Origin of the sequence: Cerasicoccus sp. TK19100 (assembly GCF_027257155.1) — a bacterium.
Classification (GTDB): domain Bacteria; phylum Verrucomicrobiota; class Verrucomicrobiia; order Opitutales; family Cerasicoccaceae; genus Cerasicoccus; species Cerasicoccus fimbriatus.
In genome coordinates this window covers 393537-408999 of the sequence record NZ_JAPWDU010000001.1, presented here as the reverse complement: position 1 = coordinate 408999, position 15463 = coordinate 393537, and the positions used below count along the sequence as shown (strand labels likewise).

General features: G+C 57.8%; 10 protein-coding genes. 2 read left to right on the top strand and 8 right to left on the bottom strand.

What is annotated here, in order from left to right; all coding sequences use genetic code 11:
- Positions 1–13 precede the first annotated feature (13 nt).
- Both O3S85_RS01635 and O3S85_RS01630 read right to left on the bottom strand, forming a co-directional pair.
- A complete protein-coding gene (locus tag O3S85_RS01635) occupies positions 14–2281 on the bottom strand; it encodes a heparinase II/III domain-containing protein (protein ID WP_269537338.1) in 2268 nt (755 codons plus the stop codon).
- Positions 2282–2341: 60 nt separating this feature from the next.
- Positions 2342–3388, bottom strand: a complete 1047-nt coding sequence (locus tag O3S85_RS01630) for a hydroxyacid dehydrogenase (protein ID WP_269537337.1) — start codon at positions 3386–3388, stop codon at positions 2342–2344.
- Between the two features lie 91 nt (positions 3389–3479).
- On the opposite strand from O3S85_RS01630, the gene O3S85_RS01625 reads away from it, so the two are divergent.
- Positions 3480–4550, top strand: coding sequence for a LacI family DNA-binding transcriptional regulator (locus O3S85_RS01625; protein WP_269537336.1), 1071 nt, complete (start codon positions 3480–3482; stop codon positions 4548–4550).
- Positions 4551–4622: 72 nt separating this feature from the next.
- Here O3S85_RS01625 and O3S85_RS01620 read toward each other — a convergent pair whose 3' ends face one another.
- The 6 genes from O3S85_RS01620 to O3S85_RS01595 all read right to left on the bottom strand — a co-directional run bounded on the left by O3S85_RS01620 (position 4623) and on the right by O3S85_RS01595 (position 13838).
- Complete coding sequence (locus O3S85_RS01620; RefSeq protein WP_269537335.1) at positions 4623–5264, bottom strand: carbohydrate binding domain-containing protein; 642 nt, start codon at positions 5262–5264, stop codon at positions 4623–4625.
- A gap of 72 nt (positions 5265–5336) precedes the next feature.
- Positions 5337–6629, bottom strand: a complete 1293-nt coding sequence (locus O3S85_RS01615) for a PEP-CTERM sorting domain-containing protein (RefSeq protein WP_269537334.1) — start codon at positions 6627–6629, stop codon at positions 5337–5339.
- Positions 6630–6896: 267 nt separating this feature from the next.
- A complete protein-coding gene (sthA, locus tag O3S85_RS01610) occupies positions 6897–8312 on the bottom strand; it encodes a Si-specific NAD(P)(+) transhydrogenase (RefSeq protein WP_269537333.1) in 1416 nt (471 codons plus the stop codon).
- A 122-nt stretch (positions 8313–8434) separates the two neighbouring features.
- Positions 8435–8896 carry a hypothetical protein gene (locus O3S85_RS01605; RefSeq protein WP_269537331.1) on the bottom strand — a complete coding sequence of 154 codons (462 nt, stop codon included), beginning with the start codon at positions 8894–8896 and terminating at the stop codon, positions 8435–8437.
- Between the two features lie 46 nt (positions 8897–8942).
- Positions 8943–10961, bottom strand: coding sequence for a heavy metal translocating P-type ATPase (locus O3S85_RS01600; protein ID WP_269537330.1), 2019 nt, complete (start codon positions 10959–10961; stop codon positions 8943–8945).
- Between the two features lie 54 nt (positions 10962–11015).
- On the bottom strand, positions 11016–13838 hold the full coding sequence (locus tag O3S85_RS01595) for a M16 family metallopeptidase (protein WP_269537329.1): 2823 nt from the start codon (positions 13836–13838) through the stop codon (positions 11016–11018).
- A gap of 325 nt (positions 13839–14163) precedes the next feature.
- Here O3S85_RS01595 and O3S85_RS01590 point away from each other — a divergent pair, with 325 nt between their 5' ends.
- A complete protein-coding gene (locus tag O3S85_RS01590) occupies positions 14164–15450 on the top strand; it encodes a 3-deoxy-D-manno-octulosonic acid transferase (protein WP_269537328.1) in 1287 nt (428 codons plus the stop codon).
- Positions 15451–15463: the final 13 nt, after the last annotated feature.

Genomic DNA, 15463 nt, shown 5'->3' with positions numbered 1-15463 from the left:
CCCAAGTCTTTCACTATTGGCCGGCACGCATTCCATCGGTCAGAACTACCGGCTCATCACGATCATCAATCGCCGTAATTTCCCATACGCCATCACTGCCCAACCGGGCGGCAAAGTCGCGGGGTTCCTTGGATTGGAATTCAAACCCGGCAAACGAAATCTGCTGCGCGCCCATGGTGATAAGGGAACTTACAGCGCCATCGATGGTGCGCAAGGCAACCGCTTTGGCCTGCAGGTTTGCAGCACCCAACATGATGGGCTGCTCCGGCTTCTCAGGTTGCCACGCAACCATATCCGTCCACTCGCCATTGCTTACCGTGAGCTGACAATAGTCCGGCCCACTAGCGATCACTTTGGTTTCGAGCGGTTGAACGGCACTGCCCTTGGCAATGGGTTGAAGCAGCGTGGCAAACGACAAGTCGCTGCCTTCTTGCGCAATGGCATAACCGAGGTGGCGTTCCATCTTTACGTCGACTTTTTCTTTCGTTGGTTCGCGCGGTGAAAACTTCTCCGCTGGGACAAGCGACCGGACAAACAAATCACCTTTCTTGCCATTGATGAGTAGCCCGCCATCTGATGCAGTCGGCTCATAGCGGAAGTGCGCCAGCCACTCTACAGCTACCGGTGAAGGCGCACGGATGTAATCGAACACAAGGATGTACTCGCTGCGGTGGTGCAGCACCGCGCGCTGCACGTCACTGACGTCATTATACGCACCCGCCAGGTCCGCCGTTGCCCAACTCCAATCCGGGGCCGATAAAAATGATGTCACCACCGCCTTGGCGTCGTTATCGAAACGCTGGTTCTTGCCATTTATCAAAAGCGTAGCATGCGACTCGGTGGCGTTGGAAAAATACTCCCAGCGCGGGCCGTGACGTTGCCAGAAATTACTCTCGCCGCCGCCCTTGCCGTAGCCCGGCGCGGTCAGCAGCCAATCATCCCCGAAGGCCAGCGTCAGCGCGCCAGCATCCAGGTGGCTGTGGTTGCGGTTCGTATAGCCGGCCTTCATGCTGAGCAGGTAATCATCTTCGGCCCATCCGCTGCGGGTGGTTATCATGTCGTTAACCGTCAGGCGATGGTCCAGCTGTTCCGGTGCGTGCTCCGGCGTCGGTGCCAAGCTGGCCCAAAGCATTTGCAGTGCATACTGGTCGAGCCCGCCATTGAGCGGATAAGCGATATTCTCCGCGAGGTAGGCCGCGTCTGGATCATCGTATACCGAGGCCAGGCCAAAAAGAATGTGATGCGGGCCATGCCAATCGCGCGCCACAGCATCGCCCCAAAGTAAGTTACCCCCCAGCCCGGACGTCGACGCCATCAGTCGGTAGCTCGCCGCATTCTGCAAAAATGGCAAATCGTAAAGCGTCTCCGAATCGATGATTGGACGCGTCGCTTCGATGAACTGCAAGATGTATTCCATCCCGTAAGTCCAGTAAGAGACGCCCTCCACCGAGCTGCCATCGGCCGCCATGCTACGACCGACGTTGATGAAATTCAAGCGCGCTGCCGCCAGCCAAATCGGGGCCGAGGGAATCTCGTCATAAAACGCGATACCGCTGTAAGCCAGCGCTGTGACGCTAACGTGGTTATGGTTCTCCTCGTAACCACGCGCCCAATAGGCATCGCCGTAAAGCGCGCGCAACAGATTCGGCATGCGGCGGGCCATCGTCTGCCGTATCTTCGCCCGCTCGTCGTCGGAGAACAAATCGCGGTGCCAGTCGTAGGCCAATGCAATGCCTCGGCCAATGTGCCCGGCCGCCAAGTCGGCGTTCGCCCCCATCGGCGGATCGTGCCGCCCCCAAGTCTGGTATTGCGTCGCAGCCATCACGAGATCGTGTAGGCGCGCGCGATAACTTTCGTTGTCCGGACGTAAGCGCACGGCAAAGGCGTAGCCATAAATTTGGTTGCCCACATCGCGCTGCCAGAGCTCTTCCCGGGCGCTGTAAAGTGTGCGCGCATCGCCACGGGTGCCAGCCACTTTTTCCGGTGGCAAATACTGCGGGACGGGCTCCTTCAGCAATCGATCAGCTTCTGCAAAAAAGCGCTCACGGTAATCCGCGCGCGCCCCCGCCATGGACTCAATGCCGGATGCGATGGACAACCATTTTTCATTATCATAAAATAGTCGCGGCTCATGTGACTGCACAGCCGACTCCCACTGCGCGGCATGCTCACGCAATGACTCCCCCACCGCTTCAGGGGTGACGTATCCTACCTCGCTACTGCCCCAAGCAGTCAGGCTTAGGAAACAAAAGCACGAGAAAATTCGGAAACCAAATTTCATAAAGCATCAATGGTCACTTGTTCAAATGACACGGGCAAAAGTAAGGTGGGCAACTACGGTTTATGTCGCGCGGTCGTATATTTCAAGGGTAACCACTGCTTCCAATGGCTCACCTTTCAGATAGGCGGTAAGGTTGCGTAATGCCTGTTCACCACAGCGGGCGAATTGATCAGAAGTCGGCCCGGCAATATGGGGAGACAACACGGCATCCGCCACCTGATGGAGCGGCGAATCAGGCTCAATCGGGTCTTCCTGGTAAACATCCAACGCCACGTCGAGACGGCCTTCCGAAGCCAGCGAGGCTAACGCTTTTTCATCAACTACCGCGCCACGCCCGACGTTGACAAACAAGGCTCCCTCCGGCAATTGCTCAAGCACTGCCCGGGTCACCACGCCCTGCGTTTGCTCGTTGAGCGCCTCGCACTCCACCAGGATGTCGCTTTGCGCAAAGAGCGCCTCCAAGCTGTCGCAACGTTGGGCACCATGCTCACCATATAGTTTCTCAGGCGCGCCTTCAGAATAGGCAAAAACGCACACGTCAAATGGTTGCAGCAAACGAATCAGGTTCTGCGCGACATTGCCCATACCATGCAAACCGACGCGCTTACCAAACAGTGTGCGCGTAACAATCGGCGAAGGTTGCCATTCACGCTCACCAGAGATCACGCTGGGCCATTCCGATGAACGACGCAGACCGGATAAAATTAACAGCAGCGCATGCTCGGCCACGTTTGCCGCGACCAGTGTCCCCCAATTCGTAACCACCAGACCATGCTCGATGTATGAGCGCGGCAACAGACTACGCACCGAGCCACTGGCATGGCAAACGTAGCGCAAAAACGGAAAATCTGCCCGCCAATCTTCTTCGAGCAACGGTGTATTCCAGCAGCTGACAATCACCTCCGGCTCGAATTCCAGAATGCTGCCGCGGAAATCTTCCGTGTTGGATTCAAGATCAAATCGACGAATCTCTGCCCCCGCAACGCGCAATCCTTTTGGAAAAAAAAGCGCGAGCTCATCATCCGTTAATGCACAGAGAATACGACGCGTGTTGGCCGAGTCGATTGGGTTAAGTAAAGTCGTCTGCGATTCAGATTCCTGGGGCATTTACGCCATTGTTACCGCGCCAGGATTCAGGAACGAGCCAATCAATGCTCAAACTGTTGACACTCTTCTCGGTAAGGCTTCCAATAAAACCATGAATACACGGGTAACGCTCCGCGATATTGCGGAAGCCGCAGATGTCCACTATAGCACCGTCAGTCTGGCACTTCGCGATCATCCCCGCGTCTCCCAAGCCGTTCGCAAAAAAATCAAAGAGCTGGCGCAGAAAATGGGCTACGTACCGGACCCTGCCCTGTCGGCGCTCAACGCCTATCGCAAAACCAAATTGCCGGTTCACTACAAATCAACGATTGCGTGGATCGACACTTGGGGCGGCCAATATGAACTGCGCGATCAGCCCACGTTCGACGATTACTTCACCGGTGCCTCTGAACGCGCACGGCAGTTGGGCTATACCTTGGAGGAATTCAAACTGCGCGATAGCGAACTAAGCCCCAAACGGCTTTCACAGATATTGGTCAGCCGTGGAATTGTAGGCCTGTTGCTGCCGCCCGTTGAAAACCCCGGCAATCCGCTGGAGCTCGACTACGAGCAATTTTCGACCGTCACATTTGGCTACAGCATCTCACCGCACCTGTTCCACTTGGTGACGAATCACCAATACCACAGCATGAGTCTCGCGCTGGAAGAGCTCGCTCAACTCGGCTATCAGCGAATCGGCGTCTTCCTGCATGAGTATGTGGATAGTAAGACAGACAACGCCTACACCTCCAGCTATTGGCGCTTCCAACAACGCCACCCTGAGCGAGAGCACATCCCAGCCTGTATCGTGCCCGATGAGCAAAGCGACCGCGACGCCCTGGTCGAGTGGATCGGCAAACACAAACCCGATGTCATCATTAGCGATACGGATGAACCCACGACCGAGATGTTAGCGATGCTGGGACTGAGCGTTCCCCAAGACATTGGCTGTGCATGGCTCAGCCAAAGTGGTGAGAAAGACGTCCGCGCCGGCATCGACCAGAAGGGCCAGTTGATCGGGCAAACCGCCGTCGACTTCCTCGTGGGTATGTTGCAGCGCGGCGAGCGCGGCGTTCCGGAAACCCCGATTCGCATGCTCGTGGAAGGCACTTGGCGCCCCGGCCAAACCTTACTACCACAATCGCAGCTCAAAGAGCGGCGCAAAAAAGGCCGGCAAAGCTAAACCTAGCTGCCGGCCCTTTTCAAATCAGTGGGGATCCCCCAACCCCCATCTGACAATACTATACTCAAAAAATTATTCGATACTCGCCGTGAGAGGTGTTGAGTCATCCACCAACTCAAGCGACACATCGTCTACATAAAAGCTTCCACTGGCTTCCCAAACGAACAGCGAGACATTCATCTTGGCCGTATCGGGAGATGCTTCGAACACCGCCTCTAATTTCGTCCACTCGGTCGGCATCACCTGGCCATCAAATACACTGATGTCCTTACCACGCATTACCTTGTCATTGGCCCCCAAATAGAGAATACCGTCGGTCGCGTTGTCCCAACCAACTTCGGTGGCAAACATCGTGACGCGCAACAGAAAGCCGGGTGAGCTAACGCTTGGCTGAAAGTCTTCACCGGCCTTAACCCAGGCAGTCACCCGGTAGCGCTGCCCCGGCATGAACACTTGGTCTTTAACGTAGTTCACAATGCCGTAGCGAACGGCCTCGGGCGAAGTCAAGACAGCCGCCGAAGTTCCGCCATGGGGATCTTCCAAGGTGATCGACCATCCACAACCACTAACGGAGGCATCCCCCGGTGCGAATAATGACCAATTGCTTTCGCTCTCTTCGAAGTCACCATTGTAGAGCAAATTCTCAGCCTGACAGGTCATGACTGCGAAAGCAGACGCCGCCACCGCAACATTGAATAAGCTAAGCAATTTCATATTCAGCAATATTTTATATTAATACCCCAGTAACAAGGCCCCTATATAACTATTGGTCAGAATGAATCCGACTTAGCGACGACGCTTGATGAAAGCGAGCACCCCCATAAGACCACCAAGGATCAATGCAATCTCCGACGGTTCTGGAATCGCTGCGAAACTCAGGTTTAAAGCGCCTCCGGAGTTGTCTAGGTTGGCAACGTAGTTTGCCGTGTCATAGCCCGTCACGGTTACATCACCGAACGTGCCGCTGGCGAAACCGCCGATCAGCTCGTAGCTATTCTCGTAGTCAAAACCAGCACCAAGGCTGAGTGCAATGGTCGCACCTTCAATGCTGTAGATGCCCGAACCGGAACCCAGAATTTGGTCCATATCCGTGCCCACATCAAAGTTTAGCGTGCCACCGGTAACGGTGAAGTTTTGATTAGTTGCGACATTGAGCGTGCCAGCTGCACCTACGCCTCCAGGAGTGATCGAGCCAGAGCTCATCGAAAAGTTACCCGAACCGAGTGTAATGCTTTCACCAGCATCGTTCTGCAAATCACCGCCATTTACGATGACAGCGGAAGAGTTGTTTAGGTTGTTGCCGAGAATGAGCGTGCCACCTGAAACCGTCGTGGTTCCAGTGTAGTTCAGCGTGCTGAAAAGACGCTGTGAGCCATCACCAGTTACGACGAGGTTCATGTTGTCCTGAATCGTCGCATTGAAATTATTCACCGCGCCAGTCTTGGTGTTGATAGTTAGCGTGGCGTTCGAGCTGCGAATCGTGCCGCGGCCTTCCAAACCAGCCAGCTCCTGATTGACATTGAGCATGCGGAACGTGGTGTTCGTCGTCATGTTCAAAGTCGTGGTCACGGGCAATGCGTTGCTAACGCCGTCGGACAGGAAATAGGCGTTATTTTGCAAGAAGGTGTCGCCAGTGTAGCTCGCTGCGGTCTTGATGTTCAGTCGACCACCGTTGTTATCGGAAGTCAGCGTAAAGTCGTGATCGCCGGTTAGCGTGGAGAACAAGTCGATGTCACCCGTGCCAACAATCGTCACCTGCGACACATCGATGGAGAAGTCATAAAGGCGCAAAATCTGATCACCATTCACACTGGTGCGCGTGAGGTTCGTGGCAACAATGTCGTTTTGCAAAGTCACATCCGCCGAGGCGGCAAAACCATCGAAAATGGCGGCGTTGCCATCAGACCAGGCAACGCTGGAGCCGCCATTGTCCCAATTCAAATCGGTCGTGTTCCAGTTACCATCGCCGGGGAGATTCCAAGTCAGGTCAACAGCGGAGCTGACGTTGGCAATAAGGAGCAAAGCGCCGGTGGCGATAACTGCGTAGCGATTCAACGCGAGGGGTGAGTAGTTTTTCATAATTCTATAAGGTTTAGGGGTTGTTTTGGTGGAAGAATTTAATCTATGACGTCCATTCATAGATAGACAACGAGATTGAGCAAACTCACCATTGCTCAAACTGTTGCGCAATGACATCTATGTGGACATACAAATGACGAAAACCCTGCGAAGCGGTTGGTAAATCCATCTCCTTAGCTTCCTCCAGCCTTGCCGCATCCACATACAAAAACTCCGCGCTATAATTGGTATAGCGCGGAGTCTATAAATTTGAATGGCAGTCGGCCTTTAGTGGCCGGCTGGGGCGTCGAGGTAGTGGCCCTCGATGAGTGCGTTGTAGCCCGCGTATTTGTAGAGCTCGTGGAGAGTTGGCATGTTGTAAACGCGGTTAATGACCACCTCCAGCGTGGCTTTGTTATCGACCAAGGCCATGCCGTAGTGGACTAGTTCTGTCGCAATTTTGCCGAAAATATGCACGCCGAGAATGACCTGAGTTTCGCGGTCGGCGACGAGCTTCAAGACGCCTTTTTTCACACCCATGATTTTGCCGCGGGGCATGTCCACGTAGCGAGCGCGGCCGATGACGACTTCGTGGCCTTTGTCCTTAGCCTCCGCTTCGGTCAGACCGTAAACACTTACTTCAGGTATCGTGTAAATACCATACGGGAAGTGCTCGGTGAGCTGAAGCTGGTCCGCGAAGCCAAACATATGGGACACGACTACACGGCCCTGGTCCATGCCTGTGCTGGCGAGTGCGGGGAAGCCGATCACGTCGCCCACGGCGTAAATGCTCGGCACGGCGGTGCGGTACTCTTTATCGACGACAATATTGCCGCGCTGGCCAATTTCCACACCGACCTCTTCCAGGCCGATACCCGCGCATTGACCGGAGCGACCAGCCGCGTAGAGGAACATGTCCGCCTGGATTGGATCACCATCTGAAAGCTTGGCGTGGACGTTAAATTCGTGCTCATCCGGCAAAATCGTCACCTCGTCAATGCGCTGGTTGAAGATGAACTCGATGTTATCCGTCTTCATGCTTTCGACGAGCAGGTCGCGAATTTCCGGGTCGAGGAAGCTCAGGATGTCCGGGTGGCTGTTCACCAGCTTCACCTTGACGCCCATGATGCCAAAAATCGTCGCGTATTCGCAGCCAATAACGCCGGCTCCAACAATGACCATCGACTTCGGGATGCCTTTAATGTTCAGAATCGTGTCCGAGTCGTGCACGAACTTACCGTCAAATGGGATGCCCGGCGGGTGGAACGGGTAAGAGCCAGTCGCGATCAGGATATTGTCGGCCTCGATCAGCGCATCGTCCTCGCCGAAGACTTGGACGCGGTTTGGCGTAATCACCGAGCCCTTGCCCTTGTAAACATCGATATTGTGGAGCAGAAAATTCTTCTCAATGCCGAGCTCCTGCGAGTCCTGCACCTCGTTCTTGCGGAAGAAAAAATCCTCGGCATTGGCGGCGTGCTTTAGCTCCTTATCGACGCCCCACAACCCGCTTTCATTGCGGCCGGAGTAATACAAAGCCGTCTCCTTCAAGGTCTTGGAGGGCAGCGTGCCGGTATTCGTGCCCGCGCCTCCCAGCATGGACTCTTTTTCGACCACTGCAACGCTCTTGCCGTGGTAGGCGGCTTTCACCGCGGCTTTTTCCCCAGCGGGGCCCGATCCGATCACAATCAAGTCATAGTGCTTCATGGCTGAGCAAACCGTATAGCACATCCCCACCCCATGGGAAGCGCAAGTTCACGCAAACCGCAGATTTCTTTCGGCAACGCGATGTCACAGGCCCATTTCCATAGAGCCCATTCGCTTCAAATTCACATGAAGCTCAGTTTTGGACGCTTCTCGTGTGGAAACGCCTCCTCCAGCAGCGGAGCTTTGGGCCGGGCCGTCACCGATGCGTGACGATAAATCTGCCCCGTGTTCGTCATGACCTGGATCGCGCGGTCGTCCCAAATTTCAATCACGTAGGGGTCAAGCTCGTTGGTAATTTCCATGTCCGCAAGCTTGTGCTTTTTCAGCCATTTGCGGATTGGCGGCAGGTATTCCTCGTGCGCGGCGCGGGCCGTAAAAATTTTCACCTTGCGGCCCTCTTCGCGCCAGCGGCGCACACGCGCCATCATGTCGGGGATTGGCTTGCCGATGTGACCAATGCCGCGCCAGGAGGCAAACTTTGCTAGGGTGCCGTCGAGATCAACGCCGATCCACGGTGTGGTGTCGACTGGGGTCGCTTCTTCGGTTGCTGGCGTATCGTCGGTCTTGGGCTGGAGTTGGCTCATGAAAGTAAAGGCTCAAACATATCACACGACAGCGTCGGCGCAATGCCTATTGTGCGACGCCCGTCCCGCCCTGTGGGGTCTCCATGCGTGCGCTTCTGGCCGCGCGAACCGAGACACCCACGCTCGAAAACAACATCAACAGCGCGGCCACCACCGGGTGCAAAATCCCGCCCGCGGCCAGCCCCATTCCCAGGAAATTATACGCGCCAGCAAAGAGCAGGTTACCCCGCACCGCGCGGCGAACTTTGCGAGACAAAGTTAACCCGCGTGCAATCGGCATCAGCGAGTCGCCCATCAGCACGGCGGGCGATGCCGCGCGGCTCAAGTCAGCCCCCTGCCCCATGGCGATTGATGCATCGGCATGGCTCATCGCAGCCGCGTCGTTCAGGCCGTCACCGACGAAGACCACACGCTCGCCACTGGCCTGCCAGGCGGTTACGCGATCCAATTTATCGGCCGGCGTCAGCCCGCACTCCACCGCCACGCCCGCGAGCTCGCGTTGCGCGGGCTTCGGGTCACCGGTTAGAATCGACAGCGTCACGCCCTGCTCTTGCAAGGCGCGCAAAGCGGGCTCGAGGTCGGGACGCAGTTGCTCACTTAGATCAAAGGCAGCAGCGAACTCGCCATCCAGGCTGGCCAGCACTTCGCGTTTGCTCCCCAGCGTGCGCGTGCGGGTCAGCACATTGCCGGATAAACTTTGCTCAACAAAGTCCCGACTGCCGATGCGGAGCCTTGCTTCGCGACCGGAAAGCAAACGCACCACGGCTTCGACGCCATGGCCCGGATGCTGCGTGACCTCCAGCGGCTCGATGTCGATTGCCTCGACTTCGATCTGCGCCAAGGCGCGCGCTACGGGATGCGGACTCAGGCTCTCTACGGCGCGGACTGCGGCAAGCAGCTCATTACTTTGCGATGCAAAGCTTGGTGCGACCTCCATGTCTTCCACGCGCAGGGACTCAAAGCTGAGCGTGCCTGTTTTATCAAAGACAATGCGATCCGCCTGCGCCAGTTGGTCGCCAAAATCGCCGGTCCGCACCGTCAAGCCCAAGCGGGAAAACTGTAGCAACTGGCTCCACACCGCAATGGGTGTCGCCAGCCCCAGCGCGCACGGGCAGGCCACCAGCAGCACGGCCATCGCGTTAAAGAGAGCCGTCGTCCATGGGCCGATCATGGCCCACGCCAGAAAAGTCACAGCCGCAATCGCAATCACACTCGGCACAAACCAACGCATCAAGCGATCGGCCTGCAGCTGCAATTCGGATGGCTTGAGGCGCGCCTGCTCCACGGCTTCGAGCACGGCGTCGATCCGCCGCTCACCGGTCAGTGCGCGCGGCTCGATCACGAATGTGCCGTCCACCGAATACGAACCGGCCCAGACCTGATCACCCGGTTGTCGGCGCGTTGGCGCGAGTTCTCCCGTCACGGCGGTGTCGGTAATGTCCCCCACCCCGGAGCGGATCACGCCATCGACCGGCACCGGCTCGCCGGGCGCAACGGACACCTCGGAGTCATTGGCCAGCTCGGCCACGGGCACGCGGCGACGCTGCCCACAGCAGGTTTGCAAATACGCAAAGTCAAACGCGTCACGCAGCTCGCGAACGGCGTCCAAGGCACGCTCGCGGGAACGCGAGCCGAGCGTTTTACCGACGGTGTAAATCGCGAGCACGATGGCGACGACTTCATAATAGACCGAGCCTTCGCCGGTCAGTGTCGCCGTCAGCGAGGCCCCGAGCGCCCCTAGCGCACTGATTAAAAACAAGGCCTCTACGGTGATGCGCTTTTCGCGCATGGCCTGCCACGCGTTCTGCAAGAGCGGCGGTGCGAGCAGCGCGATCACAACCAGCGCCGAGATCAGCAGCCCCATGTGCAGCACCCAATAGATCGGCTGCTCCTGCGTGAGCGGCGTCTCCGAGGTGTTCAGGCCGAGGCCAAAGATCATCCCCTGCCCGGCCATCACGGCGGCAACGCCGACCTTGAGCCACGTCATCGTCCAGGCGCGCTCATCCTCCGTCACCCCGGGCGAGGCATCGGTATGGCAACAGCTGTTGGGCAAATCGTCGGCCATCGAATCCACCACGCAACACGCAAAGGTTAGCCTTGGCAATCTCCCGTTGCCGAATTACTCCGGCTTGTCCGCAGGCTTGATCACAATAGGCAAGCCTGGCCCGGCACCGAGGTATTCCTTGGCCAGTCCGTTGACTTCGTCCAGCGTGATCGCTTCGTAGTCGGAGGCCAGTGTCCGCGCCCAGTCAAGCTGCTGCGGGTAAACCGTAGATCCGGCCAACACGCGCTGCAGCCAATAGCTGTTTTTGCGGACGTATTCCTCGACGTATTTTTGCATCGGCAGCACGGCGCGTTGCAGCTCGTCTTCGGTGATGTTGCCCTCGCCCAGGTTTACGCCCAGATCGCGGATGATGCTCACGACGGTTTCCACCTTATTCGGGTCGGCAAAATTCAGGCCAAACATATAGCCGTAGTCGTCGTAAATTTCGCTGGAGCTGTTGCGCGCGTAGGGGCTGTAGCCTTCGCCAAGTTTCTCGCGCACTTCCAGGCGCAAGCGGTCACGAAAGATACTCGCCAGCACGTTGAGGCGACGCGTGCGCTTGATGTCCCAGAAGTCCGTGGTCGGCCAATAGACTGAAGCCAGCGCGCGTGGAATGTCCGACTCAAACGTGAAGACCTGCTCCTGCGTTTCCTGTGGGAAAGCCACGCCCTTGCGCTCGGATTTGTAGAGATCCTGCTCGGCGCTGCGCTGAGGCAAGGCACCGACCGTCTTTTGCACCAGCGGCAGCGCGGTCTCGAAATCCACATCGCCAACAATGCTCACCTCGAGGTAGGCGCTGGTCAGCGCAGGGGTGAGCCAAGCTTTAAGCTTGTCCATACTTTGCGATGCAAAGTCACTCTCCGATGGAAAGCCAAAGCGGAAGTTATCACCCGCAATGTATTTGGCCACCTGATTGCCCCAGACGCCCTCTACGGTTCGCTCGACCTGGATCGCCATTTCGTCGTAGGCCTTCCGGGCCTGCCGCGCAGCCTCCTCCCGGTAGCCAGGCGCGGTCAAGTAAGCGGCGAGCAGCTCGAGCTCGCGCTCCAAATCCTTGGGCGTAGTGCCACCGGCGAGGGTGAAAAACTCTTCGCCCACGGAGAAAGAGCCACCCACGCTTTGCCCGGCGAGCACGCGCTCCATCTCGTCGACCGAGAGCGCTTCCAGCCCCCCGGCGGAGAACGCCATGTTCGCAAAGGTCGCGATGCCTTTTTGGTCGGCGCTCATGGCCAGCTCACCCCCGCCAAAGCGGGCGACGACCGATACCGAATTCGCCTCAAAATCGGTCTGCTTGAAGTTGAAGCGGACGTTATTTTCAAAGGTCACCTGCCAAATGCCGAGGTCTTCAATAAACTTCTTTTCCACGACTTTGCCGGGTTCGCCAAAGTTCGTGTAAGGCCATGTCAATGCCTCGCCCACTTCGGGCGCGGTTACCCCCGTCGCGGCGCTCGCAGTAAAGGCTTTGGCCAGCTCGGCGTCGCCGTTTTCCAGCTCCAGATTTCCGCTGACGAAGAGGAACCGGCCACCGCCATCCCAGACTTTGTCAAAGGCGGCCTGCGCGGAATCTGGCGTCAGTTGTGCCATGGCCTCCTGCGCGATGGAGAGGTCGGTCTCCGGCGAGGTAAACACGTAATCCCGCGACATGCTGCTAACGATGCTAGCCGAGAGATCGCGTGATTTGCGGGTCGGCGCGGCCTTCACGGCTTCCTCGTAGTCATTGATAATCTTGGCCTTTACTTCGGCCACTTCCGCCTCCGTGAAGCCAAACTCCAGGGCGCGGCGCAGCTCCTGCTCAATCACGGCAACGGCGTCCTGCCATTGCTCAGGCTTGCAGGTCAACTCGATGCCGCCGATCTCGAAAAAGTCCAGGTAGTCCCAGAAGAAGGCATTGCCCGTGGTGAACGGTGCGCCCTCCTGCTTGGCGAGGATCTCCAGTCGGCGGGTCACAATGCGATTCGCCGCCGCGGTAATCATGTCGCGGACGCGCACCTCACGGCTGTCCGGCTCGCCGTGATATTCGCGCAGAGTCATTAGGGAAACTTCGGTCGACGGCGCTTCGGGCTCGGAGTGTAGTTTCGTCGCCAGTTGGGGGCGGGTCAGCGCGCCCATATCGATCTCTGGCATCGGCGCGTCCGGGTTTTTCATATTGGCAAACATGTCTTTAATCGTCGCCTCGGTCTTGGCCACGTCGACATCGCCCACGATGATCACCGCCATATTTTCCGGGCGGTACCAGGTCTGGTAAAACGAAACAAATTCATCGCGCGGGGCGTTTTTAATGACCTCTTCCAAGCCGATCGGCAGGCGCTCGGGCATGCGCGCCTCGGGAAACAGAAACTCCCAGTAGGCAACAAACGTGCGGTAGCCAACGGAGTCGCGGTCGCGCTTTTCGCTGAGGATCACGCCACGCTCTTGCTCGATCTCCTGCTCACGCAGTAGCAGGCCGCCCGCGTAATCGCGCAGCACCTGCATGCCCTCGTGGAAAAGCTCAGGGTTGTTCTCCGGCAGCTCCAGCTTGTAAACGGTTTCGTCGAAGCCGGTGTGGGCGTTGGTGTCGGCACCAAAGCTCATGCCCAGGCGTTGCAGGTATTCGATTAGCTCGCCGGGTGGGTAGTGCTCGGAGCCGTTGAAGGCCATGTGCTCCAAGAAGTGTGCAACGCCGCGCTGGCTCTCCGCCTCTTGCAGCGAACCAGCCTCTACGAGCAGGCGCAGGCTTACGCGGCCGGGCGGCTCGTTGTTGGGCATGATCGCGTAGTGCAGGCCATTATCCAGCGCGCCAAACGTGACGGATGAATCCGCCGGCAAGCCCGGGGAAGCGCTGTCTTTTGCCTGGGCAATCGCACAGACCAAGGGGAGGCAAAGTAAAAGGCTGAGGAAGGGTTTTGAAACGAATCTCATGGATAAGGATATTCACGCACAAGGCCTGCTCGCAAGCCAAGGCCAAAAAGTTTGTGTTTCCTTTGACGCCCAGCACGTTATCAAGTTCCCCTTTTTGAGTAATGGGCCCGCAAAATGGCTACAATACTCATCCCATACTGCATATTTAAACCACGAAGAACACGAAGGTCAGATGTTATCGCCGGAGAACGACTCGCAAGTCTGCGGATCATGATCGTGAGAAAATTATAGCTTTAAAAAGCTTTGTGCCCTTCGTGTCCTTCGTGGTTATTTAAAAATGCGTCACGGGTAGTCCGCTCGATTATAGATGATATTTAACGCCGCAATGATCGTCCTTTACCGCATTCTATTTCCCTTTCTGCTGCTGCTCGCCCTGCCCTACTACGGCGCGCGGATGCTCAAGCGCGGCGGCTACGGGAAGGACCTGCGCCACCGGTTTGGGAGGATCGACCCGCTGCCCCCGCGCAAGCCGGGCGTCAAGCGCATCTGGGTTCAGGCCGTGAGCGTGGGGGAAATCCGTGCCATCCAGCCCGTGATTGATGGCCTCAACGAGCGCGCGGATATCGAAATCGTCCTGACCACGACCACCAGCACCGGCTATGCCCTCGCCCGCGAACACTACCGCGACAGTTGTCTGGCAAACGGCATTTTCCCCATTGACTGGCTGCCCTTTTCCGCCCGCACGTGGGACCGCATTCAGCCCGATCTCGCGGTGCTGATGGAGGGCGATCTCTGGCCCGAACACCTGCATCAGGCAAGAAAGCGCAACGTGCCGGCCATCCTCGTCAACGGCCGCATGTCCGACCGCTCCTTCCGCCGTTACCAGAAAGTCGGCGGGCTGGCCCAGTGGCTCTTCGCGCAGATTGATCAAGTTTACGCCGGCTCCACGCAGGACGCCGACCGCTTCCGCGAACTGGGGGTCCCCACCGACCGCCTCGAAACCACGGGCAACATCAAGTTCGATGTCCAGGTAAAGCCCATCCTCGACGCCGCCGAGCGCCGCGCCCTCCGCACCGAGCTGGGCTTCCCCGAAAACGCGCTCGTGCTGCTCGGCTCGTCCACCTGGCCGGGCGAGGAAGTCATGCTTGCGCAGACCCTCCTCGACGCCCGCAAAGACAACCCCAATATCCACCTGCTGATCATCCCCCGCCACGCCGAGCGCCGTAAGGAAATCCGCCGCGATCTGGAGCAATTTCCCTTTCGCTTTGCCTTCCGCACTGAGGAAAAGGCCGACGGCGCGCTGGACATCTATGTGGGTGACACCACGGGCGAGCTCGCCATGCTGAGCCAGGCCGCGGACGTGGCCTTCATCGGCAAAAGCCTGCCGCCGCACACCGAAGGCCAGACTCCCATCGAAGCCGCCGCGCTCGGCCTGCCCATTGTCTACGGCCCGGGCATGGGCAACTTCCGCCGCGTCTGCCAATCCCTCCAGGCCGAAGCCGCCGCCATCCGCGCCACCGACGCCGCCGACGCCCGCCACCAGTTACTCACCCTGCTCCGCGACCCCGCTCAACGCCAAACCATGACCACCTGCGCCCAACGCTGGCACACCAACAACCGCGGTGCTGCGAATCGCGTAGTGGACGCGCTGGTTGGAAAGTTGGGCAAATAGCCTTGAAGTGAAT